Origin of the sequence: Nocardia sp. CA-145437 (genome assembly GCF_050956485.1) — a bacterium.
Taxonomy (GTDB): Bacteria; Actinomycetota; Actinomycetes; order Mycobacteriales; family Mycobacteriaceae; genus Nocardia.
In genome coordinates this window covers 227,476-249,776 of the sequence record NZ_CP191204.1, presented here as the reverse complement: position 1 = coordinate 249,776, position 22,301 = coordinate 227,476, and the positions used below count along the sequence as shown (strand labels likewise).

Annotated in this window: 22 protein-coding genes; 2 read left to right on the top strand and 20 right to left on the bottom strand. The window is 70.0% G+C overall.

Annotated features, from left to right (window positions below):
- Positions 1-10: 10 nt before the first annotated feature.
- Both ACQPYY_RS01150 and ACQPYY_RS01145 read right to left on the bottom strand, forming a co-directional pair.
- Positions 11-238 (bottom strand): 4Fe-4S dicluster domain-containing protein, encoded by a 228-nt coding sequence (locus tag ACQPYY_RS01150; protein ID WP_357087910.1) that lies wholly within the window; start codon positions 236-238, stop codon positions 11-13.
- Complete coding sequence (locus tag ACQPYY_RS01145; RefSeq protein ID WP_379103444.1) at positions 239-1,027, bottom strand: GntR family transcriptional regulator; 789 nt, start codon at positions 1,025-1,027, stop codon at positions 239-241. It abuts the gene before it with no gap.
- A 708-nt stretch (positions 1,028-1,735) separates the two neighbouring features.
- Between ACQPYY_RS01145 and ACQPYY_RS01140 the strand changes: the two genes are divergently transcribed.
- Complete coding sequence (locus ACQPYY_RS01140; RefSeq protein ID WP_433592470.1) at positions 1,736-3,010, top strand: ROK family protein; 1,275 nt, start codon at positions 1,736-1,738, stop codon at positions 3,008-3,010.
- Positions 3,011-3,053: 43 nt separating this feature from the next.
- Here the strand turns inward: ACQPYY_RS01140 and ACQPYY_RS01135 are convergent, their stop codons facing one another.
- Entirely contained in the window at positions 3,054-5,396 is a 2,343-nt protein-coding gene (locus ACQPYY_RS01135) for an ATP-binding protein (protein ID WP_433592469.1), read from the bottom strand.
- A gap of 148 nt (positions 5,397-5,544) precedes the next feature.
- On the opposite strand from ACQPYY_RS01135, the gene ACQPYY_RS01130 reads away from it, so the two are divergent.
- Positions 5,545-5,856: a hypothetical protein gene (locus ACQPYY_RS01130; protein ID WP_433592468.1), complete on the top strand. Its 312-nt coding sequence runs from the start codon at positions 5,545-5,547 to the stop codon at positions 5,854-5,856.
- 155 nt (positions 5,857-6,011) lie between these two features.
- On the opposite strand, the gene ACQPYY_RS01125 is transcribed toward ACQPYY_RS01130, so the two are convergent.
- The 17 genes from ACQPYY_RS01125 to ACQPYY_RS01045 form a co-directional block, all read right to left on the bottom strand.
- Positions 6,012-7,148 carry an LLM class flavin-dependent oxidoreductase gene (locus ACQPYY_RS01125; RefSeq protein ID WP_433592467.1) on the bottom strand — a complete coding sequence of 379 codons (1,137 nt, stop codon included), beginning with the start codon at positions 7,146-7,148 and terminating at the stop codon, positions 6,012-6,014.
- Positions 7,145-7,954: a DUF1684 domain-containing protein gene (locus ACQPYY_RS01120; protein ID WP_433592466.1), complete on the bottom strand. Its 810-nt coding sequence runs from the start codon at positions 7,952-7,954 to the stop codon at positions 7,145-7,147. Before ACQPYY_RS01120 ends, ACQPYY_RS01125 begins: the two co-directional genes overlap by 4 nt.
- A complete protein-coding gene (locus tag ACQPYY_RS01115) occupies positions 7,951-9,315 on the bottom strand; it encodes an NtaA/DmoA family FMN-dependent monooxygenase (RefSeq protein ID WP_433592465.1) in 1,365 nt (454 codons plus the stop codon). Before ACQPYY_RS01115 ends, ACQPYY_RS01120 begins: the two co-directional genes overlap by 4 nt.
- Positions 9,316-9,327: 12 nt before the next feature.
- Complete coding sequence (locus ACQPYY_RS01110; RefSeq protein WP_433592464.1) at positions 9,328-10,404, bottom strand: LLM class flavin-dependent oxidoreductase; 1,077 nt, start codon at positions 10,402-10,404, stop codon at positions 9,328-9,330.
- Positions 10,404-12,026, bottom strand: a complete 1,623-nt coding sequence (locus ACQPYY_RS01105; protein ID WP_433592463.1) for a dipeptide ABC transporter ATP-binding protein — start codon at positions 12,024-12,026, stop codon at positions 10,404-10,406. Before ACQPYY_RS01105 ends, ACQPYY_RS01110 begins: the two co-directional genes overlap by 1 nt.
- On the bottom strand, positions 12,023-12,901 hold the full coding sequence (locus ACQPYY_RS01100) for an ABC transporter permease (RefSeq protein WP_433592462.1): 879 nt from the start codon (positions 12,899-12,901) through the stop codon (positions 12,023-12,025). The genes ACQPYY_RS01105 and ACQPYY_RS01100 overlap by 4 nt, the downstream gene beginning before the upstream one ends.
- Positions 12,894-13,067, bottom strand: coding sequence for a hypothetical protein (locus tag ACQPYY_RS01095; protein ID WP_357275333.1), 174 nt, complete (start codon positions 13,065-13,067; stop codon positions 12,894-12,896). Before ACQPYY_RS01095 ends, ACQPYY_RS01100 begins: the two co-directional genes overlap by 8 nt.
- The gene (locus ACQPYY_RS01090) at positions 13,060-14,019 is read right to left on the bottom strand and encodes an ABC transporter permease (protein ID WP_433592461.1); all 960 of its coding nucleotides are present in this window, start codon (positions 14,017-14,019) and stop codon (positions 13,060-13,062) included. Before ACQPYY_RS01090 ends, ACQPYY_RS01095 begins: the two co-directional genes overlap by 8 nt.
- Positions 14,020-14,023: 4 nt before the next feature.
- Positions 14,024-15,616, bottom strand: a complete 1,593-nt coding sequence (locus ACQPYY_RS01085) for an ABC transporter substrate-binding protein (RefSeq protein WP_433592460.1) — start codon at positions 15,614-15,616, stop codon at positions 14,024-14,026.
- Positions 15,613-16,683 (bottom strand): LLM class flavin-dependent oxidoreductase, encoded by a 1,071-nt coding sequence (locus tag ACQPYY_RS01080; RefSeq protein ID WP_433592459.1) that lies wholly within the window; start codon positions 16,681-16,683, stop codon positions 15,613-15,615. Before ACQPYY_RS01080 ends, ACQPYY_RS01085 begins: the two co-directional genes overlap by 4 nt.
- On the bottom strand, positions 16,680-17,183 hold the full coding sequence (locus tag ACQPYY_RS01075; RefSeq protein ID WP_433592458.1) for a GNAT family N-acetyltransferase: 504 nt from the start codon (positions 17,181-17,183) through the stop codon (positions 16,680-16,682). Before ACQPYY_RS01075 ends, ACQPYY_RS01080 begins: the two co-directional genes overlap by 4 nt.
- Entirely contained in the window at positions 17,180-18,166 is a 987-nt protein-coding gene (locus ACQPYY_RS01070; RefSeq protein WP_433592457.1) for a transporter substrate-binding domain-containing protein, read from the bottom strand. The genes ACQPYY_RS01075 and ACQPYY_RS01070 overlap by 4 nt, the downstream gene beginning before the upstream one ends.
- A gap of 25 nt (positions 18,167-18,191) precedes the next feature.
- A complete protein-coding gene (locus ACQPYY_RS01065) occupies positions 18,192-18,956 on the bottom strand; it encodes an amino acid ABC transporter ATP-binding protein (protein ID WP_433592456.1) in 765 nt (254 codons plus the stop codon).
- Positions 18,949-19,830 carry an amino acid ABC transporter permease gene (locus tag ACQPYY_RS01060; RefSeq protein WP_433592455.1) on the bottom strand — a complete coding sequence of 294 codons (882 nt, stop codon included), beginning with the start codon at positions 19,828-19,830 and terminating at the stop codon, positions 18,949-18,951. The genes ACQPYY_RS01065 and ACQPYY_RS01060 overlap by 8 nt, the downstream gene beginning before the upstream one ends.
- 46 nt (positions 19,831-19,876) lie before the next feature.
- On the bottom strand, positions 19,877-20,425 hold the full coding sequence (locus ACQPYY_RS01055; RefSeq protein WP_433592454.1) for a flavin reductase family protein: 549 nt from the start codon (positions 20,423-20,425) through the stop codon (positions 19,877-19,879).
- 114 nt (positions 20,426-20,539) lie between these two features.
- The gene (locus ACQPYY_RS01050; protein ID WP_379103404.1) at positions 20,540-21,253 is read right to left on the bottom strand and encodes a hypothetical protein; all 714 of its coding nucleotides are present in this window, start codon (positions 21,251-21,253) and stop codon (positions 20,540-20,542) included.
- A gap of 205 nt (positions 21,254-21,458) precedes the next feature.
- Positions 21,459-22,178: a hypothetical protein gene (locus ACQPYY_RS01045; protein WP_379103401.1), complete on the bottom strand. Its 720-nt coding sequence runs from the start codon at positions 22,176-22,178 to the stop codon at positions 21,459-21,461.
- Positions 22,179-22,301 lie beyond the last annotated feature (123 nt).

Sequence of the window (22,301 nt, the reverse complement as noted above, 5' to 3'; positions counted from 1 at the left end):
CGGGTTGGGCTCAACGCAGCAGGTAGGGCATGTTGACGGTGACGGCGCCGGTGGGACAGCGGGCCGCGCAGGGGCCGCAGTACCAGCACTCGTCGACGTGCATGTACGCCTTGCCGTTGTCGGGGTTGATCGCCAGCGAGTCCAGCGGGCAGATCTCCACGCAGAGCGTGCAGCCCTGGATGCACAGCGATTCGTCGATGGTCACCGGGACATCCGCCCGGTTCTCGGCCAAAGCCATCTAGGTCAACCTCCAGTCGGTGCCCGGGTCGGCATCGGGTGAGCGTTCCGGCGGCCGGATCAGGCTGCCGCGCATGGTGATCCGGTCGCCGCGCATGCGGATGTACTCGAGGTCGACCGGGCGGCCGTCCTCCAGCGAGGTGAGGCGCTCGAGCAGCAGCAGCGCGCCGCCCTCGGGCATCTGCAGGGTCATGGCCGAGTGCGCGTCGGCGGTGATGGCCTCCAGGGCCAGTTCCGCCGAGCCGAGCGGGCCGCCGCTGATCTGCTCGATGAGCGCGAACACGTCATTGGTCTCGAGGTCGCGGGTGACGACCTGGTCGCCGATGCCGGGCACCAGGTAGGTGAGGTCCAGGCTGAGCGGCAGGTCGCCGAACCAGCGCAGCCGCTCGATGTAGACGGCCTGTTCACCGGGTTCGAGCCGCAGCTTGCGTGCGACCGCGGGCGGCGGGGTGACCCGGCGGGCGGCGCGCACCTCGTTGCGGACCTCGCCGTGGCCGCGCAGCGTCTCCTTCAAACCGAGCAGCGCATCGAGGCCGTGGTCGTATTTGCGGCGCGCGACATGTGTTCCGATCTTCGGGGCGCGCTCGATCAGACCTTCGTCCTTGAGCAGCGCGAGCGCGTCGCGAACGGTGTTGCGGGACACGCCGAATTCCACGGACAGCGCCGCTTCGGCGGGCAGCGCGTTGTCGAAGGCGCCCGCGTGGATCTGCTGACGCAACACGTCGGCCACGTGTCGGGCGCGATCCGCCCGGCGTTCGGGGGCGCGCAGCGGTACCGGTTCCGGTGACACATCGACTCCTTTCCACGCCGTTGACCTGCGGTTTCAGAACTGTAGCGGCGAAAATGGGGCCGCCCGGGCCGCTCACCGCGCCCCGGTGCCGGCGATGCGGTTCTGCGCCGCCGGCCCGAGCGCGCGGCCTGCCGGAATGCGGTCGATTCGGGGTATTGCGCCACCCGCTCCGGGAGCGCGCGCCTTGGAATCACAGTGAGCGGAATGCGTGTGCGCGACAGCGGACTCGAGTGGGGTGGGATTCGGGCTGCTTCTCGAGAGATGAGAAGAGAATGTGGCGTGCGCCACTCGTCGATCCCGATCCGATCCGTGCCGCGGATGGCTTGAAATATCAACCGCCGCAAAAGATTCGGTAGCTACGGAGGTTGCCAGGAGGGTTTCGCACCGACGCGCCGCGACAGGCCCGGGACTGCCGGGAGGATCGCGCTTGCCTTCCGTTCTCCGTGATCGGAATGATACTTTGATCCTATGTCTGCCAGTCGCCCTTCTTCCGCGCCGCGGGTCACGTACGTGACCGTCGCGCTGGGCGTTCGGCTGCCGCGGCAACGGGAACTGTGTTGTCCCTGCCGTCGCGCAGTCGAGTTCTGACCCCGATAACCAGGCATTTCCGCCGGTCGTCGTCCGGGTTCCTCGCTGCACCCGCTGAAACCTTCATGTAGGCATTCGTCCACCCGTCGACCGGGTGGACCGCAGCAAGGATTCGACACAGTGTCCAGCCCCACGCTCGACCGCACCCATACCGCCGTCTCCACCGCGACCGCGCGCCCCGCCCCGGCGCGCCCGGCCGTGCCCCCGGAGTTGCGGATCACCGACAACCCGGCGGCCGCCGTGCTGCGTGCCGCCACCCGCGGCCCGATCTTCCGCGATGTCGCCGCACAGACCACGGGTCTGAGCATCGCCACCGTGAATCGCCAAGTGTCCGCGCTGCTTACGGCCGGGCTGCTGCGTGAGCGCGCCGATCTGACCGCGTCCGGCGCGGTGGGCCGTCCCCGGGTGCCGTTCGAGGTCGACACCGACTCGTACGTGACCCTGGGCGTGCACATCGGCTTCACCGTGACCCGCATCGTGGCCGCGGACCTGTCCGGCCGCATCCTCGGCGGGCTCGAGATCGCCACGCCCCAAACAGGTCAGGACGCGGCGCTGACCATAGTGGCCCGCAGCGCCAAGGCCTTCCTGGACCGGCTGCCCCGGCGGCGGCCGTTGTGGACCGGCGTCGCGCTGGCCGGTCGGGTGGATCCGGCGGCCGGGGTCGTCGACCATCCTCGCCTGGGCTGGCAGGCCGCGCCGGTGGCGGCGGTCTTCAGCAGCGTGCTGGACCTGCCGGTCTCGGTGTCCGCGCACGTCGAGGCGATGGCCGCGGCGGAGCTGCTGCTCACCCCGCGCGACCCGGCCGAGGAGAACCGGCCCGGTAGCAGCCTGTTCGTGTACGCCCGCGAAACCGCCGGTGTCGCAGTCACTCTGCACGATCGCGTGCACACCCCCGCCAATGGCCCGGGCTCCATCGCGCATCTTCCGACCGGCTCCGACGCCGATTGCACCTGCGGTCGGCGCGGCTGCTTGGAGGCCACCATCGGTGAGCGCGCCCTGCTGGAGCGCGCCGTGCGCAAGGGCATCCTGCCCAAGCCGGAGGCCCCGCGCCGCCCGGCCGTCACCGATCTGTACCGAGCCGCCGACGCGGGCAATGCCGATGCTCGCGACCTGCTCATCGAGCGGGCCGAAATCCTCGGCCGCACAGCGGCTCTGGTGCGTGACATGTTCAACCCGGACCGGGTGGTGCTGGGCGGCCAGGCGTTCACCGGCTGGCGGCCGGGCATGGAGCGGGTCGCCAAGGCCTTCGCCGAGTCGACCACGCTGCCCGCGGCGGATCTCCGGATCAGCCGATTCGGCGGCCGGGTGCAGGAATTCGCGGCGGCGGTCACCTCGGTGAGCGCGTTCTACGCCGACCCGCTCTCGGCCATGCGCCGCGCCACGCGGACCCGCTAGCCCACCGAACACGAAGTCCCCGCCGGGTGATCCCGGCGGGGACTTACGTCGATTCCCCGCCCCGTAGGGCGTGATCGGTGGCGAACCATACGGCGACCTCGGCACGGCCGCTCGCCCCGAGCTTGCCCGCGATGTTGTGCACGTGCACCTCGGCCGTCCGCTCGGAAATCCCCAGCGCCCGGGCTATCTGGCGGTTCGTCCGGCCGCGCGCCACCAGCGCCGCCACCTCACGCTCACGCCTGGTGAGCAGCGGCTTGCCGGCTCGGTGTGGAATCGAGACGTCGAGATCGTCGAGGACCTCGGCGAGGTATCCGGCGGTGTCGGATCGCACCCGATCCGCACCGATCCGGCGATGTTCCGCGAAGGCCGCGGGGCCGAGCGTGGCGACCGCGTTGCCGAATGTCTCTGTCAGCCACCGTATTCCGAACGGAACCGTCATGGCGCCGATCGTGGCGGCGAGAGCCTCGGCGGCGCCGAGCAATTCGGCCATGCGCGTGAGCCGGGAACCGCTCAACGCGACGGCGGACGCCACCATCAGACCGACGCTGGCTCCGTACAGCCCGCCGGCATCGAGGAAGGCGACCAGGCAGACCCGCGCCTCGGTCGTGGCCTCGTCGATCCGATCGGTGCGCCACGCCGCGACCGCACGAATCAGGGCCGCCCAGCCCAGGGCCTCACGATCCCCGATCACCCGCATGATCCGGTCGGCCGCCTCGGCATCGCGGGCGGCCGCGACATAGTCTTCCTTCCCGAGTTCGACGCCCGCGAGCATGACCAGGCCCCAACCGTGGGCCGGCCCCCCGGTCTCACCGGCCGCCGTGATGAGCGCCAGGGACTCGAGGATCAGCCTCTCGGCAGGGGCCAGATCGTCGCCGAACGCTGCTGTGAGACCTCGATATTGCAGTGCGCGCGCAAGACCACGATCGTCGTCGAGCCCTCGGAAGGTCGCCGCCGAGACATCGAGCGCCGCCGCCGCGGCCGCCCGGTCGCCATGGATCATCGCCAGGTCACCGACCCCGACGTGGGCCCAGGCGGTGAACCACTCGTCGACCTCACCGGATATCGCGAGGGCTGCCGCGAGCCACCGCAAGCCCTCCTGGAAATGACCGTGCAGCTGCCAGAAGTGCGGCAGCGCGCCGGCGAGCCGGATCGCGGTGTCGGCATCGCCGGACTCGATGCTGTGGGACAGCGCCGCACGCAGGTCGGGGTGCTGGGCCTCCAACCGGTTCGCCCACGCGTGTTCCGCGTAGGTCCGGAACGCGGCGCCGGCGCGCTCGGCGAGATCGCGAAAGTAGGACGCGTGGACGTTCCGCAGTTCGCCCAGGTCCCCCGATTCGCGCAGATGCGCGCGGCCGTAGCTCTTCACCGTCTCCAGCAGGCGATAGGGCACCGGTCCCGCGGCGGGGTCGAACGAGACCAGCGATTTCGAGACGAGACCAGCGAGGAGTCCCGCGCAGTCCCCGTCGGACCGTGCGCAGCCGACTCCGTCCACCTCCTCGATTCCGAAGCTGCCCGCGAAGATCGCGAGTCGGTCGAACAATGTCCGCTCTGCGGGACTCAGCAGTCGGTAACTCCAGTCCATGGTGGCGACGAGTGTGCGATGGTGCCGGATGACGGCTCTGTTTCCACCGGTCAGCAGCCCGAACCGGTCGTCCAGATAGGCCGCGATCCGCTCGACGTCGAGCGATGCGGCTCTCGATGCCGCCAGCTCGATCGCCAGGGGAAGGCCGTCGAGATAGCGACAGATCCGCGCGGCCCCGGCAGCGGTCGCCGCGGTCATCGTCAGGTTCGGCTGCACCGCTCGAGCCCGCTCGAAGAACAGCGCGACGCTTTCCGTCCCGGTCACGACCGCGAGATCCTGATCGCCGGTCGCTGACGGCAGCGCGAGTCCCCCGACTCGCACAACGCCCTCACCCGGTATCTCGACGAGTTCCCGGCTCGTGGCCAGAATCCGCAACAGGCCGCAGCGCCCCAGCAACTCTGTCACCACGTTCGCTACGGACTCGACGACGTGTTCGCAATTGTCGAGCACGATCAGCGCGGCCGACGCTTCGAGACGGACCGCCAGGGAATCGGTGAGGGAACGCCGGCGGTGCTCCGGAACCCCCACGGCCCCGGCGATCGCATGCGGCACCAGCGCGGGATCGGTGATCGAGGCGAGTTCGACCAGCCAGCAGCCGTCCACGAAATCATCGCTGCGCGCCAGCGCCACCTCGAGCGCGAGCCGACTCTTACCGGCGCCACCCGGCCCCGTGATGGTGATGAATCGATAGGTCTGGAAAAGGTCCCGGATCTTCGCGAGATCGGCGTGACGTCCGACGAAGCTCGACAGCGGCGTCGGGAGATTGTTCAGCGGAGGAGAGAACTCCCAATCGCTGGGCGTCACTGTCGGAGCCTACGCGTACTCCACCGGTGCCCGGAAGTACGTGATTCCCCCAATAGCGGTCCGACGCGGCCCGGACCGATTCTGATCTGGAGAGTCGGTCACAGCCCGGCGATCGTGACGGCATCGACAATCGATCGAGGTGAGAGCAATGAGTTGGGACAGCACACACGCATGGTGGCGGGCACTGCACGATGTGGCCGCGGAGATCGAACGCCGACGAGACGGCGAGTTGCCCTGGCGCCCGGAACACGCCACGGTATTCGGCGACCCGGGCGGACTGATCGCGGCGCTTCGCTACCGCTGGAACCTGACCGTGCAAGCGCACGAGGAGGAGCTTGCCGGCGCGGACGGTGAGGCGTGCGAGCGCGAGCTGATCGACGCCAATCAGGGTGTGTTGCAGGTCTTGCGGGCGGCCGGACATCGCGAAACGGCCGCCGCGCCGGCGTTCGCCGCGGCCTGAATCCGTCGAACCTCGGTTCGCGCCCGGGAGGCCGGGCCGGATGGTCCACGATCCGGCCCGGCCCCGGGTCCCGCCCCACGCGCGAGGCCCTGTGCGCGCGGTGCGGGGTACCGCCACCCGCCCCGGAGTCCCCTTCCGGGCGGGCGGCGGTGGTCTCAGGCGGCGCGTGCCTGCGGGGTCAGCCCCCACTCACGCGCCAGCAGGCGGTGCGACCGCACCCGGTCCTCGTGGTCGAAAGCCACACTGGTGACCAGGATTTCGTCCGCGCCCGTCAGCTTGCGCAAGGCGTCGAGGCGTTCGGCGACGGTGGCCGGGGAACCCACCAACTGGGTGGTCACCCGATCGTCGACCAGCCGCTGCTGCGGACCCGACAAGGCGGGCGCGGTATCGGGATCGAGGTAGTCGGCCGCTCCCGCGCCGCTGCGGATGGAGTACACCCAGTGCCCGTAGCTGGAGGCCAGGTGCCGGGCGGTGGCGTCGTCCTCGGCGACCAGTACATCGGCGGACACCACCAGGTAGGGCAGCGGGAAGCGGGCCGAGGGCCGGAACGCCGCCCGGTACGCCTCCATGGTCTCGACGATGGTGCCCGGCGACACGTGGTAGTTCGCCGCGAACGGCAGCCCGAATCGCCCTGCCAGTTGCGCGCTTTCGCCGCCGCTGCTGCCGAACAGCCACGGCTGCACCTCCGCGCCCGCACCCGGGACGGCGCGCAGTTCCACACCGTCGTCGGTCACGAAGCTGCCGTCGAGCAGCGCGAGAATCTCCTCGACCTGCTCGGTGTACGGCAGCGGCCGCGAACCCGGAAGGTGCAGGGTCTCCAAAGCCGCCTTCACCCTGGTGAAGTCGAGCAGCTGACCGGGGTAGAACGGCGGCGGGAGCACCACGCCGTCGCGGACCTCGGTGGGCCGCGGTGGGGCGGGCACCGGTGGCACGCCCGCGGATCGCAGCTGTTCGGCACGCTGCCCCGAGCGACCCAGCCCCAGGTCCAACCGGCCCGGGTAGAGAGCGTCGATGGTGCCGAAGGCCTCCACGACGGAGATCGAGGTGTGATGCCCGAGCTGCACGGCCGCCGAACCGACGCGGATGGTGTCGGTGGCCGCGGCGATCAGTCCGATGAGCGTCGTCGGCGCGGAGCTCGCGACCCGCACGAAGTGATGCTCCGCGACCCAGAACCGGTGGTAGCCCAGCCTTTCCGCCTGCCGGGCCAGGTCGACGGTATTGCGGAGGGCCTGGCGGGGCGTCGAGCCCGCGCTGATCGGCGACAGGTCCAGCACCGAGAGCGGAATGGTCACAGCGACCGCCCCCGCCGCGGATCCTGTTCGCCCGCTTCGACGGCCAGCGGCAGCCGGTTCTCCGCCGGGGCGATCGGGCAGGTCGCGTAGTCGGTGAAGGCGCAGGGCAGGTTGACCGCGCGATTGAAGTCGAGCAGCAGGCTGCCGTCCGCCGCGGGCCGGGACAGATCCAGTCGCCGCGCGCCGCCGTAGGTGGTGACGCCGCTGGTGGCGTCGGTGAACAGCACGTGCAGGCCGAGGGCCTCGCTGCCGAACACCACCAGTTCGCGCCGCTCGCCGTCCAGGTCGAAAGTGACTGTGCCGGTGGCGGTGTGGTGATGCTCCAGACCCTCCACGACCGCGCCGGTGGTGACGACCCGGGTCTGCGCGAAGGGCTCGAAATAGCCGGTCACGATCCACCGCTGCCGCGGTTCGTAGACGGGGATCTCGGTGAATGCCGCCAGGGCCGGCGCGGCCGGATCGTGCACGCGCAGCGCGAACCGCCCGGTCCGCCGGATCACCTCGATGATGCGGTCACCGGTGTGGACCCGGAGACCCGGCGCTCCCTCGCCGGGCGTGATCGCGGCCTCGCCGCTCAGCGCCACCCCGTCCAGCAACAGCTCGGACTGTTCCGAATCGACCGTGACATAGACGTTCTCGCTGTCCGCGTGCCACCGGCCGGGCAGCCCGTCGACCGTCTCCGGGTCGGCCCCCAGCCAGTGCAGCCCGGTGAGGCTGAGCCAGCCCAGGGGTTGGCGCGCCCAGGCGGCGCGTTCGGCGCGGAAGGCGGCCCATTGCTGGTCGTAGGTGGTTTCGATGGCGGTCATGAGGCGCGTACTCCTTCGGTGCCGTGATGGGGGTGGCGCAGGCCCAGGTGTTCACGCAGGGTCGCGCCGGTGTACTCGGTGCGGAAGCTGCCCAGGGACTGCAACTCCGGGACGACCTTGTCGACGAACTCGTCGAGCCCGGCCGGGGTCAGATGCGGGACCAGGACGAACCCGTCCGCGGCATCGGATTGCACGTAGCGGTCGATCTCGGCGGCCACCTGCCGGGGCGTGCCGACGAACTGCTGGCGGGCGGTGGTGGCGATGATGAGGTCGCGGATGGAGAGCTGCTCGGCGGCGGCCTTGGCCCGCCAGGCCTCGGCGACGGCGAGCGGGTCACGGGCGTGGCGCACCCGCCCGCGGGTGATGGTCGCGTCGTCCACCGGGTCGATGTCGGGCAGCGGGCCGTCGGGATCGTAGGCGGAAAGGTCACGGCCCCAGACCTGTTCGAGGAAGGCGATGGCGGTCTGCGGCGTCACCTGCTGCCGCCGGATGTACCGGGCGCGTTCGGCGGCGTCCTCGGCGGTGTCGCCGAGCACGAAGGCGGCGGCGGGCAGGATCTTCAGGTCGTCGCGGGCCCGGCCGTACTTGGCGAGCCGGTCCTTCACGTCGCGGTAGAAGCGCTGCCCGTCCTCGAGTTCGCCGTGCGCGCTGAAGATGACATCGGCCTTGGCGGCGGCGAATTCGCGGCCTTCGTCGGAGTCGCCCGCCTGGATCTGCACCGGGTAGCCCTGCGGGCCACGGGGCAGGACGAACTGGCCTTCGATCTCGAACTGGTCGCTGCTGATCCGGGCCTGCGGAACGGGCTGGGCGAAAACGCCGCGCTCCCGGTCGATCACGAGGGTGTCGGCGGGCCAGCTGTCCCACAGCGCGCGGGTGGCCTCGACCACCTCGTGTGCGCGGGTGTAGCGCTTGGCGTGCTCCAGGTAGCCGCCGCGTCGGAAGTTCTCGCCGGTGAAGGCGTCCGAGGAGGTCACGGCGTTCCACGCCGCGCGGCCGCCGGACAGGTGGTCCAGCGAGGCGAATTGCTTTGCCAGTTCGAACGGTTCGTTGAAGGTGGTGTTGATCGTCCCGGCCAGCCCGAGGCGGGTGGTGACGGCCGCCAGCGCGTTGAGCACCGTGAAGGTGTCGGGCCTGCCGACCACGTCCAGGTCGTGGATGCGGTCGCGGTGTTCGCGCAGCCGCAGCCCCTCGGCGAGGAAGAAGAAGTCGAACAGGCCGCGTTCGGCGGTGCGGGCCAGGTGCACGAAGGAGTCGAAGTCGATCTGGCTGCCCGAGTCCGGGTCCGTCCAGACGGTGTGGTGGTTGACGCCCGGGAAGTGGGCGGCCAGGTGAATCTGCTTGCGTATCCGATGATCCGGCATGGCGGTGACTCCTCAGGCGTGGGCGTAGCGGCCGGCGGGCCGGGGCAGCCCCAGCCGCTCGCGCAGGGTGGGGGTGAGGGCTTGCAGCTGCGGCAGGGCGGCGGCGAGCGCCAGCGGGCGTAGCACCACGCCGTCAGCGGCGCAGTCGGTTTCGATGCGGCGCAGGATGTCGCGCAGTTCCGCGGGGGTGCCGATATGGAAGACGGTGGCCGGGGCGGGCGAGGCGCTCCAGTCCTCCAGTTCGGCGACCGCGAGGGCGGCGGCGTCCGCGGTGTCGGCGAGATGGATGTCGAGGTCGAGCAGCACCCGCACCCGGTTCGGGTCGCGTCCGGCGGCGGCGATGGCGGACCGCAGTTCGGAGCGGGTGGCGGCGGCGGTCGCGAGATCCGGTGCGGCGATCCGGATCAGGTCGGCGCGGTGCACGGCGACCCGGGTGCTGTGCGGGTCGGCGGCGCGCACCGCGACCGGCGGCTGCCCCTGCGGCGGACGCGGGGTGATGGACGGTCCCTTCACCGAGAAGTGCTCACCCGCGAAGTCGATGTAGTGCAGCCGGTCGCGGTCGATGAACCGGCCGGTGGCCTGGTCGCGGATCTCGGCGTCGTCCTCCCAGCTGTCCCACAGCCGGGTCACCACCTCGACCGCCTCGTCCGCCTCCTCCCAGCGGGAGCGGTCGTCCTGTTCGGGTTTGCGGCCGAACAGCCGCGCCTCCCCCGCCCCGACGGATACCTCCCAGCCCGCCCGGCCCGCGGCCGCGAAGTCCAGGCTGGCAATGGCTTTGGAGAGGTGGAAGGGCTCGGTGTGGGTGACCGAGGCCTGCGGGATCAGGCCGATGCGCCGGGTCTCGGCGGCGGCGCGCGCGGCCACCGCCACCGCGTCCAGGCGGCCGATGGCCCCGGCGGATTGCAGGGTGAAGGAGTCCGGCAGGAACGCCAGCTCGATTCCCGCGTCCTCGGCGGCGCGCAGCGCGTCCACCCAGTACCGGGCGTCGAAGAGGTCCTCGGCGCGGGAGTCGGCGCGCCGCCAGGAGGCGGGGTGCGCGCCGGTGCCGGACAGTTCCAGGCCCAGCAGCAGCGGAGTCGGATGCGGCATCAGGCTGTCCTTTCGAGCGGTAGCGGGTGATCGGGGGTGGCCGCCCGGGGGACGGCCGCGAGCAGTTCACGGGTGTAGGCGTGTCGCGGTCGGTCGAAAACCTCGGCGGTCGCGCCGATTTCGACGACACCGCCCTGGCGCATGACGGCGACACGGTCGGCCAGGCGACGGACCACGGCCAGGTCGTGGGAAATGAACAGGTAGGCCAGGTCCAGTTCGCTCTGGAGTCGTTCGAGCAGGTCGAGGATCTGCGCCTGCACCGAGACGTCCAGGGCCGAGACCGGTTCGTCGAGCACGACCAGTTCGGGGCGCGGGGCCAGCGCGCGGGCGATGGCGACCCGCTGCCGCTGCCCGCCGGACAACTCCGCCGGGCGCCGATCCAGGAAGGCGGCGGGCAGCGCGACCTGATCCAGCAGTTCGGCCACCGCGGCGCGACGGCCGCGCCGATCGCCGATACCGAACGCCTGCAAGGGTTCCGCCACGATCCGTCCGACCGTCAGCTTCGGGTTCAGCGAGACGTACGGGTTCTGGTAGACGACCTGGACGCGACGGCGCAGCGCCCGCAGGTCCGAACCGCGCAGGGCGGTGACGTCCTGCCCGTCGAAGGTGACGGCGCCCGCGTCGGGCGGGGTCAGCCGGGCGACGATGCGGGCCGTGGTCGACTTGCCCGAACCGGATTCGCCTACCACGGCCAGGGTTTCACCACGATGGACCTCCAAGGACACGTCGTTCACCGCGTCGACGGTGAAATCCCTGGTGACACGGAAGGACTTGCGCAGACCGGTCGCGGCCAGCAGCGGGGTCCCGTGTTCGCGAACCGGACGCGCGGGCTGATCCGCACCGAGGCTCGGGACGGCGGCGATCAACCGCCGTGTGTACTCGTGTCGCGGATTGCCCAATACCTCTGCCGCCGTGCCGGTCTCGACGATCAGGCCGTCCCGCATCACCGCGATGCGGTCCGCCCGTTCGGCCGCGACCGCCAGGTCGTGGGTGATGAGCAGCACCGCCGTCCCCGATTCCGTGGTCCGCGCGGCCAGTAGATCGAGAATGCGGCGCTGCACGGTGACATCGAGCGCGCTGGTCGGCTCATCGGCGATCACCAGTTCGGGCCCGCAGGCCAGCGCGATCCCGATCAGTACCCGCTGCCGCTGTCCGCCCGACAGGTCCTGGGGATACTGGCGCGCCCGCAACGCGGGACGATCCAGCCCAGCCTGGTCGAGGATCTCGATTGCCGCGAGGTCGGCGGTGCGGCGATCGGCCCGGTCGTGGACGCGCAATACCTCGCCCACCTGCCGTCCGATGCGCAGCACCGGATTGAGCGAGGTGCCCGGATCCTGAGGGACGAGCCCGATGCGCGCGCCGCGAATCCGTTGCAGCGCACGCGGCGACGCCCGGTCGATCCGCTCCCCGTCGAAGGTGATCGCCCCGCCGGTGATCACGCCGCCGTGGAGCAGCCCGATCACCGCGTGCGCGAGAGTGGATTTGCCCGAACCCGATTCACCCACCAGCGCGAGCGTCTCCCCGCGCCGGATCTCGAGCGAGACACCGCGCACGGCGGGTGTCGCGCCGCCGCGACCCCGATACTCGACCTGTAGCCCCTCGATGTTCAACAGCTCGGTCATCGGGCCTCCTTCTGCATGGCGCGGGCGATCCGCTGGGTGGACAGCACCAGCACGACGATGACCAGCCCCGGCAGGGTGGTCAGCCACCACGCGGTGGCCAGGTAGCCGCGGCCCTCCGACACCAGCGAGCCCCATTCCGGAGTGGGCGGCACCGCGCCGTAGCCGAGGAAGCTCAGCGACGCCACGAACAGGGTCACCACCCCGAAGTCGACGGCGGCCAAGGACGCCACCGGCCCGTACGCATTGCGCAGGATGTGGCGGAACAACACGATGTGCCAGTGCACACCGGACGCGAACGCGGCCTCCACGTAGGGCGCATTGCGCACCCGCAGTACCTCGCCGCGCATCACCCGGGCGAACCTGGCGATCAGCGAGATCCCCACGGCGATGGCCACATTGCGGGTGCCCAGCCCCAGCACGGTGATGGTGGCCAGGGCGAGCAGCATGTCGGGAATCGAGAGCACCACATCGACCGCGCGCATGATCGCGGTGTCGACCACGCCGCCCGCCGCACCCGCGACCAGCCCGATCAAGGCACCGGTCACCAGCCCGATCAGCACCGCGAACACGGTCGCGCTCAACGACAGTGCCGCGCCGTGCACCACCCGGGTGTAGAGGTCGCGCCCGAGATTGTCGGTGCCGAACCAGTGCTGGAGGCTGGGGCCGCGCAGCTTCTGCGCGGGCACGCCGCGCAGGGGATCGCCGCTCGCGAACACGGCCGGGGCGACGGCCCAGGCGCACACCAGCGCGACGACCGCGCCCGCCGCGACGGTTCCCGGATTGCGCCGCGCCCACGACGCGGCGGCCGTCCCGCCGGCGATGGCCTCGCGGCGGAACGTCCGGTCGGACTCGGGTCGGAGTGCCAGGTCAGACATCGGACCACTCGTCATCCGCGTCCCAGAAGGCGATGCCCGGATCCAGCAGGGGGTGGGTCAGAGTGATGACCCGCAGCGTCGATCGCGGTCCGCGCGAGCAGCCGCGCAGCCGCGCGCGCAGATCGCGGATCACATGCCGGGGCGGGGTCGGCGAACGGTCAGGCATGAGCACGCTCCTTCGTCGAGTTCCGGTGCACCACACGGGGGTCGAGCAGGGGGTAGGCGAGATCGACCAGCAGATTGACGGTCACGAAGGCGAGGGCGGCGAACACGACGATGCCCTGGACCACCGGGATGTCCTGGCGCAGGACCGATTCCTGCGCCAGTCGGCCGATGCCCGGGCGGGAGAACACCGTCTCGGTGACGACCGCCCCGGCCAGTACGGTGCCGGTCCACAATCCCGACACGGTCAGCGCGGGGGCGGCGGCCGGGCGCAGGACGTGGCGCAGCTGCACCCACCAGCGGGACGCACCCTTGGCGAAGGCGACCTCGACGAACGGCTGCCGCCAGGTCGCGACCAGGCTCGCGTGGAGGACCTGGGCGATGACCGCCCCCACCGGGATGGCCAGGGTGATCGCGGGCAGGATGGTCCCGCCGAATCCGGCGCCGCCGAACGCGGGCACCAGCTTCAAGCGGAACGAGAACAGCTGCAGGAGCAGCAATCCCACCCAGAAGCCCGGCATCGAGGCCCCGACCGCGGGCAGCGAGGTGAGCAGCCCGCGCAACCGGGGACGCTCGGTGTACGCGGCCGCCAGGGCCAGCGCCCCACCGGCCGCCACGGCCAGCAGCAGCCCGATCGCCGCCAGCGCCAGGGTCGAGGGCAGGGCGTCGCCCAGCGCCCCGGTGACGGTCTGACCGGTGGAGATGGAGTGACCGAGATCGCCGCGCACCGCGTGCGACAAGGCCGTCCAGTACTGGGCCCACAACGACTGGTCGAGACCGTAGCGGGCCCGCATCTCCGCGATCGCCGCGGCGTCGACGGGCGTGCCGGTGGCCGCGTCGGCCGCCAGCGCCACCGGGTCGCCGGGCAGCAGGTACAGCCCGGCGAAGGACAGCGTGAACGCCGCCCACAGCACGCCGATCGCCTGCAGCACCCGTCCGATCACGTAGCGGCCCATGGGTTTACCGCGCCAGCCAGGTGTCGTGGAACTGCAGTCGCGCCGAGGCCTCGAACTTCACCCCGGCCACCGCCTTGCCGACGCCGATGGCCTGCGAGAGTTCGATGGTCGGGATCCACAGGCCCTGGTCGAGGACCGCGGTCTGGGCGTCGCCGATGATGCGGGCGCGCGCGGCCGGATCGGTGGCCGACAACTGTTGGGCGAGCAGGGCGTCGAGGGGTTCGGCGGGGCCGCGAGCGTTCAGGTTGCGCTGGTCGACGGCGAAGGTGGTGCGCAGGATGTCGCCGTCGGCGCGGGTCGAGTTGTAGTAGTTGAAGTCGAAGTCCTTGGTGTTCTGGCGCACCGTCGATTCCGCCACCGACGACGGTTCCAGCCGCAGGTCGAAGCCGACCACCCGCAGCTGCTGCTGGGTCAGCTCGAGAATGGCCTGATTGGCCGAGAACACGGGGGCGAAGATGACGCCCGCGCTCAGCCGCTGCCCGTCCTTGACCCGGATGCCGTCCGCGCCCGGCACCCAGCCCGCCTGGTCGAGCTGCTTCTTCGCGGCGTCCGGGTCGAACTTCACCCGGGCCGAAAGATCCACGTAGCCGGGGGTTTTGGAGGCGAGCACGCTGCTGGCCGGCTTGAACTGCGGCCCGAGCACGGTGTCCACCAGTTCCTTGCGGTTGATGGCGGGCAGCAGCGCGGCCCGGACCGCCGGATCGCGCAGCACGCCCCGGGTCACATTGGCCTGCAAGCCGAACGGGACGCCCGGGTTGGCGGTGAACTGCACGCGACCGCCGCCGCCCTCGATCTGCGCCACATCCTGCGGCAGCGCGTCACTGATCGCGTCGAGCTGGCCGGAGGCGAGGCTGCCGGTGCGCACCCCGGATTCGGGGACCACGGTGAACACGATCTTGTCCAGCTGCGCCTCGCCCTGACTGGCGAAAACCGCGGAGCCCCAGGCGTACCCGGCCCGCTTGGCCAGGGTGGCGGAGGCGTTCTGCTTCCACTCGGCGTAGGTGAACGGGCCGCTGCCGACAGCCTCGGACTGGATGCCCAGCTGCGGGGTCGAGGTCGCCTGCAGGAACTGGGCGTTCGGCCCGGCGAAGTCCACCCGCACGGTGCGCGGATCCAGCACCGTACTGCCCGCGTACCCGGCCAGGTAGCTCGCGGCCAGCGGCGCCTTCGCGCCGCCGAGCGCGACGATCGAATCGAAGTTCCGGCGCACCGAGTCCGCGGTGAGCGGGGTGCCGTCGCTGAAGGTGACGCCGTCGCGCAGATGGAAGGTGAACGACCTGGCATCCGGGGAGACGGTCCAGGTGTCGGCCAGCCACGGCTTCAGCTGACCGGTCTCCGGGTCTTGATCGACCAGCGAGTCCACCACCTGCCGGGTCACGTAGATCGTCTGATTGGTCGACGACTGCGCGGGATCGGAGCAGGTCGGGGCCGATGACAGGCCGTAGCGGAGGGTGCCGCCCGCCTGCGGCGGACCCGCCGGCTCACCGCTGCCGGTGGCGGCGTCCCCGCCGCCGCACCCGGCGAGCGTGACGGCGGCGGCGAACACTCCCGCCAGGGCCACGGGGCGGGTGGTGCGCGCGAGCAGGGAACGGGTCATCGGGGATCTCCAACGGGGTAACGGTCGGCGCCGAGCGGCCGGCTCGGAATGCGGCGGCGCAGTTCAGGGGCGACCTCGGCCTGGAACAGTTCGAGGCTGTCGCGGTGCTCGGCCTCGGTCCGGCCGTCCGCGTCCGCGCTGAGGTGGATGACCTCGTGGCCGAATCGCTCGTGATAGCGGCTCACCTTGTCCAGCACCTGCTGCGGGCTGCCGATGAGCGCCGAGGACCGGGCCGCGAAGTCCTCGACGGAGGCGAACACGATGGGCACGTCGAACTTCCGCGCCACCGCCTGCCGCGCCTCGAAGACCGGCCGATACCGGTCGAGCGCCTCCTGCGAGGTCCGGGTCACCAGGAACCCCGCCGTGCCCGCGCCCACCAGCGCCTCGGCCGGGTCATGGCCGTAAGCCGCCCAGCGTTCCCGGTAGTGGTCGATCAGTTCGGCGTACGGCTCGATCGGGTACGTGACGTTCGCGGAGAACAGCGGATCACCGTGCAGTGCCGCGTAATCCGCGGATTCACGACTGGTGGCGCTGCCGTGCCAGATGCGCAGCCGCGGCTGCAACGGCCGGGGCAGCGCCTTGGCCTCGGTCAGCGCGGGCCGGAACCGGCCCGACCAGGTGACGCTGTCGCTGTCCCACAGCTTCCGGAACAGTTCGTAGCCTTCGCGATTGCGATCCCACTGGTCGTCGGTGGTGACGTGGAACAGCTTGGCCTGCGCCGCGCCGTTGCCCTTCCCGATGATCAGTTCCAGCCGGCCGTCGGACAGATTGTCCAGCGTCGAATAGTCCTCGAAGGCGCGCACCGGATCCAGCAGGCTGAGCGTGGTGACCCCGGTGAACAGCGCCAGCCGCGAGGTGACTGCCGCGAGGTGGCTGAGCACCACCGGCGGGGCCGCGGAGATGAACGGATCCTCGTGCCGCTCCCCCACCGCGAAACCGTCGTAACCGAGCTCCTCGGCCAGACGCGCGCTGTCGACGACCCGCCGCAACCGCTGCCGCGGCGACTCGGTACCGCCGGTCACCGGGTCCGGTGTGTGGGTGATCAAGGTCAGCAGCAGGAATTTCATGCCGGAATCGCCTGCTCTCCGGCGTCGAGGAACTTCTCGAATGGGTGCACGTAGCCGACTTCCTTGCGAACATCACGCGGCAGCGCGGTGTATCCGGCCGCCGTGTACAGGGCGACGGCCTCCGGCTGACGCGGCCCGGTGGTCAAATAGATGCGCGTGTAGCCGCGCCGCGCGATCTCGGCCTCCAGCTGATCGAGCACGAAGCGCCCCAGCCCTTTTCGCCGGTGCTCGGCGGCGGTCCAGATCCGCTTGAGCTCGGCGGTCTCGGCGTCGTACCGCTGGAACGCGCCGCCCGCCACCGTTTCCCCGTTATCCACAACTATCAACAGGTCGCCCTGTGGAGGAGCGAAGTGACTGGCCGAATACCCGGTCAGATCCGCGTGCACCTCCCCCGGCGTCCCGCCGTACCGGCTGCTGTACTCGATGGCGAGCTCCGCCAGCAGCGGCGCGGCCAGGGGATCGTGTTGCCCGACATGGAAAACCCTGCGCGACATGCTCATCCCTTCTTCTTGGGCAGTCCGGGCGGATTGATCCGCGACTGCGGCACGGCCTCTCCGCCCAGACCCCAGCGGTCCAGCACCTGCTTGTAGAGCCCGTTGTCGATGGCGTACTGGATGGCGGCCCGCAGCGGACCGGCCAGACCGTTGTCCTTCTTGGTGAGGACCCCGATCTCGGCCTGGAGCGCGTCACCCGCGCCGGAGAGGGTGGTGACCACCTTGGTCTGGCCGGCGGAGGCGGCGTGATACTGCGCCGACGGGTTGGGGCCGAGGTAGCCGTCCAATCGGCCCGAGGACAGCGCCAGGTAGTAGTCGCTGGTCTTCTCGTAGTAGGCGAGATCGATCTTGGGCAGGCCCGCGGCGATATTGTCCTCGTTCCACTTCACCAGCAGCTGCTCCTGGTTGGTGGCGGTTCCGACGCCGATCGTCTTGCCCGCCAGCGACTTCCGGTCCTGATAGGTCCAGGTCGCGTCCTTGGGCACTTCCAACGCGATATTGTCCAGGCGGTAGGTGGCGAAGTCGTACTTCTCCTTGCGCTCCTCGGTGACGGTGACATTGCTGATGAAGACGTCCGCCTCACCCGAGTCGACCTTCACGAAGTTCTGCGCCCAGTCCCCGATGCGGGTCTCCACTTTCAGGCCGAGTAGGTCGGCGAGCAGGTAGGAGATGTCGGTGTCGGAACCGATGGGGGTGCGGTCGTCGGTGGCGTAGAAGCGCAGCGGCGGTGTCGCACCCACCGATCCGGTCACCACCAGCGTCCCGCGATCCCGCACGGCGGCGGGCAGCTGCGCCGCGAGAGCGTCCACCTTGGCGGCGTGCACCCGGCCGGACTGCGCCGGGGACAGGTCGTAGCTCAGTCCGTTGACGGTATTGGAGGCGGGAGCGTCAGTGTCGCCGTCCTTGCCACAGGCGCTCGCCGCGAACAGGCCGAGCACGGTGAGTGCGGCGAGTGCGGTGATCCGTCTGCGACGGTGCGCCTGAGGCATGGGAGGTTCCTTCGTGGTCGATCGGTCAGAGGACGTGTGCGAGAAAGGCTTTGGTGCGCGGATGGGTCGGGGCATCGAGCACCTGCGCGGGCGGGCCCTGCTCGACGATGCGGCCGGCGTCCATCAGCACCACGGTGTCGGCGACCTCGCGGGCGAAACCGATCTCGTGGGTGACGATCACCAGGGTCGAGCCGGCGCGCGCGAGATCCCGGATCACCTCGAGCACCTCGCCGACCAGCTCCGGATCCAGCGCCGAGGTGGGCTCGTCGAACAGCACCACCTCCGGCCGCAGCGCCAGCGCCCGCGCGATGGCGACCCGCTGCCGTTGCCCGCCGGACAGTCGGCTCGGGTACTCGTCGGCCTTGTCCGCCAACCCGACTCGCGACAGCAGGTCGAGCGCCTCGGTGTTCACCTCGGCCTTGGCGCGCCGCTGGGCGGCCACCGGCGCCAGCGCGACGTTCTCCCGGACCGTCAGGTGCGGAAAGAGATTGAAGTTCTGGAACACGAAACCGATGCGCGCCCGCTGCCGCAGAATGTCGCGCTCGCGCAGTTCGTAGAGCTTGCGACCCTTGCGGCGGTAACCGACCAGCTCGCCGCCCACGCGCACGGTGCCGGCGTCCACCTGTTCGAGGTGATTGATGGTGCGCAGCAAGGTGGACTTGCCCGAACCCGACGGGCCCAGGATGACCGTGACCTCGCCGGGACGGACCGTCAGATCGATGCCGGACAACACCTCGGTGCGGCCGAATGACTTTCGGATGCCGCGCAATTCGATCGCGTAGTCACTCATCGCCGGTCCCTCTCGCGAAGCGCCGCTCGATATAGAACTGAATGACGCTGAGCACCGTGGTCAGCAGGATGTACCAGGCGGTTGCCACCATCAGCATCGGCACCACGCGGCCGTTGCGGCCGTAGATCACCTGGACCTGATAGAACAGCTCGGCGATCGCCATGGTCGAGACGATCGAGGTGCCCTTGAAGAGACTGATCACCTCATTGGCGGCATTCGGCAGAATTCCGCGCATGGCCTGCGGCCCGACGATAGTGAAGAACTGCCGCCGCCACGGCAGCCCGAGCGACCGCGCCGCCTCCCATTGCCCGGCGTCCACCGAGATGATGCCGGCCCGGATGATCTCCGCCGAATACGCCGCCTGATGCAGCGCCAAACCGATGACGGCCGCACTGAATCCGCTGATCACGCCATTGGTCTGAAAACGCACGAACTCGGGGCCGAAGGGAATTCCCAGCGACAGCGTTTTGTACAGATAAGCGAGGTTGAACCAGAACAGCAGCTGCACGATCAGCGGAATCGAGCGGAACGCCCAGACATAGGTCCACGCGATCGCCTTCAGCACCGGATTCGTCGACAGGCGGCCGACAGCCAGCCAGACGCCGAGGAAGAACCCGAGCAGGGTGCCCCAGAAAGTCAGTTCCAGAGTCACTTTCAGCGCCGACAACACCGATTTCGCGGTGATGTACCGCGCGAACGTGCCCCAGTCCCAGCCCGGATTGGTGATCAGACCGTGCGCGAACTGCGCGACCAGCACCAGGGCGACCACCCCCGTGACCCAGCGCCAGGGGTGGCGGGTGCGGACGACGGGCAGATCTCCGTCCTCGGCTCCGGTGGCCGCCACCGTCTGCGCGGATACCGCCAGGGTGCTCATGGACAATGACGATACGAAGCCCGGCACCCCCTGTCGCCGGTCCGGCTCAGGCTGAATTCAATTGCACCTCAACTGATTTCCCGGAAAGCGCGCGGAAATCACTGCGATGGAAGACCAGGGGCTCCGACTCCGGGCGGACGCTCACCCGGTGCACCCGCAGCAGCACCACGGCGTGATCGCCCGCCGGAACCTGCTCGTACACCGAGGTTTCCAGCCAGGCCGTCGCCCCCGCCACGAACGCGGCGTTGCCGTTCCCGCCCCGCAGCTCCACATCCCGGAACCGGTCTCCACGCTTGGAGCTCAGACCGCGCGCCGCGCTCTCCTGGTCGCTGCTGAGCAGACTCAATCCCAATCGGCTCGCCTGCTCCAGCCGCGGCCAGGTCTCCGACGAGTATTGAATGCACACCGACACCAGGGGCGGATCCAGCGATACCGGCACGAAAGTGCTGGCCACCAGCCCGTGCGGTGTTCCGCCGAGCCGGGCGCAGAGCGCCACCACACCGCTGGGGAAGTGCGCGAAGGTCTTCCGGAGATCGGTCCCGTCGACCGGAGTGAGCGCGGCTGCCGCGCCGTGAATCGAGGTCAGGTCACCCATCGATCCACTCCAGCATCGGCCGCGGCGCGGCGACAGGATTGGGCTCACGCCGATTACAACGACGAACCCCGCCCGGCGGGCGCCGGACGGGGTTTCGGGGTGCTGCTGTGCGACTTACTTCGGCGCGACCAGGTGCGGCTGGTTGATGGTGACGAAGTAGTTGTAGGCGGAGGCGATCGCGACCGGGGCGGTCACGAGCAGGTTGCCCGCGATGGTGCCCAGGAAGCCGACGGTGCTCGCGCCGATGAAGCAGCCGGCCAGTGGGCCGACACCGAACATCGTGGCCAGCGGGGCCGTCGCGGCGGCGAAGACGACCGCGCCCATGGCGCAACCGACGGCCGCGCCGCCGAGGCCACCGACCAGAGTGCCGACGGTGGCGCCCAGCGAGATGGTGTCCTTCATACGGTTCCAGGCGGCCTGCTCACGGTCGTAGTCCGACTTCCACGGAGCCTGGTCCTCGTAGGGCAGGTTGACGTCCTTGGCCTCGGCGACCGGCTTGTAGGTCGCGTGGTCCATGTCGTACTGCGGGGTGAGGGTCGCGGTGTGGTCGGCGATCTCCGCGGCGATCGGGAACTCGAAGTCGTCCACGCGGAAGTTCAGCGGCATACCGGCCACGACGGTGCCGTCCACGGCCTTGATCTTGAAGACACCGTTCTCGACGACCAGCGAGCCGGAGTCGGTCCGGATGACGCTATTGGTCTCGGAAGTGGTTGCGGTGTAATTGATCACGCCGTTGTCGGCGGCCGGAGCGGCGTTGACGGTACCGGCGGTGACGCCCAGGGCAGCGGACACCAGGGCCGCGGTCGCGGCGAAAGTCTTGAAGCGCATTTCTCGGTTTTCCTCATCAGGCAGTCCGCGTAGTTGGACCGCATGATCGAAACGGGCCGACGCGAACGAAATATGTCGCACGGGTGCTCAGACGGTGAACACTCCCGAATTGCGAAACCCGCCCGGCCGAATGGCCGAGCGGGCTGTCCCGATGAGGTGATCGCTGATGCCTGTTGCGCCCCTTGCTCTTAACTCGGACCGCGTATTACTTGGCCGGAGCCGGAGCGGTGATGTGCGGCTGGTTGATGGTGGTGAAGTACTGGATCGCGGCGGCGATGGCGACCGGCGCGGTGATCAGCAGCTGACCCGCGATGGTGCCCAGGAAGCCGACGGTGGCCGCGCCCACGAGGCAGCCGATGACCGGGCCCGCGCCGAACAGGGCAGCCAGCGGGGCCGAGGCCAGACCGGCGACGCCGAAGCCGAGGACGCAGCCGACGGCCGCGGCGCCCAGGCCACCGACCAGGGTCGCCACGGTGGCACCCAGGGAGATGGTGTCCTTCATGCGGTTCCAGGCGGCCTGCTCACGGTCGTAGTCCGACTTCCACGGAGCCTGGTCCTCGTAGGGGAGGGCGACATCCTTGGCGACCGGCGCGTAGGTGGCGTGGTCCATGTCGTACTGCGGGGTCAGGGTCGCGGTGTGGTCCGAGATCTCCGCGGCGATCGGGAACTCGAAATCGTCCACGCGCACCTTCAGCGGCATGCCGGCGACGACATTGCCGTTGGCGGCCTTGATGACGAAGTTGCCGTTCTCGACGACCATGGAACCGGCATCCGTGCGGATGATGGTGTTGGTCTCGGAGTTGGTGGCGGTGTAGTTGATCACGCCGTTGTTATCGGCGGCGGGCGCGGCGTTCACGGTGCCGGCGGTGACGCCCAGAGCGGCGATGACCAGCGCGGAAACCGCGGTGAAGTTCTTGAGACGCATGTGTTCGAAAATCCCTCTTGAGATGAGCGGTGCGCCCCGGGAAACAAGGTCAGGTGTGTCCCCGGGGCCCAGTGATGGAAACCGGCCTTCACAAACGCCACATGGCAGTGGGGTTCCAGCGCG

Coding starts and splice junctions, on each gene's coding strand:
- ACQPYY_RS01050 (WP_379103404.1), bottom strand. CDS start 21,253: ATGCGCTTCAAGACTTTCGCCGCGACCGCGGCCCTGGTGTCCGCTGCC.
- ACQPYY_RS01130 (WP_433592468.1), top strand. CDS start 5,545: ATGAGTTGGGACAGCACACACGCATGGTGGCGGGCACTGCACGATGTG.
- ACQPYY_RS01100 (WP_433592462.1), bottom strand. CDS start 12,901: ATGTCTGACCTGGCACTCCGACCCGAGTCCGACCGGACGTTCCGCCGC.
- ACQPYY_RS01075 (WP_433592458.1), bottom strand. CDS start 17,183: ATGAGCATGTCGCGCAGGGTTTTCCATGTCGGGCAACACGATCCCCTG.
- ACQPYY_RS01105 (WP_433592463.1), bottom strand. CDS start 12,026: ATGACCGAGCTGTTGAACATCGAGGGGCTACAGGTCGAGTATCGGGGT.
- ACQPYY_RS01095 (WP_357275333.1), bottom strand. CDS start 13,067: ATGCCTGACCGTTCGCCGACCCCGCCCCGGCATGTGATCCGCGATCTG.
- ACQPYY_RS01150 (WP_357087910.1), bottom strand. CDS start 238: ATGGCTTTGGCCGAGAACCGGGCGGATGTCCCGGTGACCATCGACGAA.
- ACQPYY_RS01080 (WP_433592459.1), bottom strand. CDS start 16,683: ATGAAATTCCTGCTGCTGACCTTGATCACCCACACACCGGACCCGGTG.
- ACQPYY_RS01070 (WP_433592457.1), bottom strand. CDS start 18,166: ATGCCTCAGGCGCACCGTCGCAGACGGATCACCGCACTCGCCGCACTC.
- ACQPYY_RS01110 (WP_433592464.1), bottom strand. CDS start 10,404: ATGCCGCATCCGACTCCGCTGCTGCTGGGCCTGGAACTGTCCGGCACC.
- ACQPYY_RS01060 (WP_433592455.1), bottom strand. CDS start 19,830: ATGAGCACCCTGGCGGTATCCGCGCAGACGGTGGCGGCCACCGGAGCC.
- ACQPYY_RS01085 (WP_433592460.1), bottom strand. CDS start 15,616: ATGACCCGTTCCCTGCTCGCGCGCACCACCCGCCCCGTGGCCCTGGCG.
- ACQPYY_RS01055 (WP_433592454.1), bottom strand. CDS start 20,425: ATGGGTGACCTGACCTCGATTCACGGCGCGGCAGCCGCGCTCACTCCG.
- ACQPYY_RS01090 (WP_433592461.1), bottom strand. CDS start 14,019: ATGGGCCGCTACGTGATCGGACGGGTGCTGCAGGCGATCGGCGTGCTG.
- ACQPYY_RS01065 (WP_433592456.1), bottom strand. CDS start 18,956: ATGAGTGACTACGCGATCGAATTGCGCGGCATCCGAAAGTCATTCGGC.
- ACQPYY_RS01045 (WP_379103401.1), bottom strand. CDS start 22,178: ATGCGTCTCAAGAACTTCACCGCGGTTTCCGCGCTGGTCATCGCCGCT.
- ACQPYY_RS01115 (WP_433592465.1), bottom strand. CDS start 9,315: ATGCCGGATCATCGGATACGCAAGCAGATTCACCTGGCCGCCCACTTC.
- ACQPYY_RS01120 (WP_433592466.1), bottom strand. CDS start 7,954: ATGACCGCCATCGAAACCACCTACGACCAGCAATGGGCCGCCTTCCGC.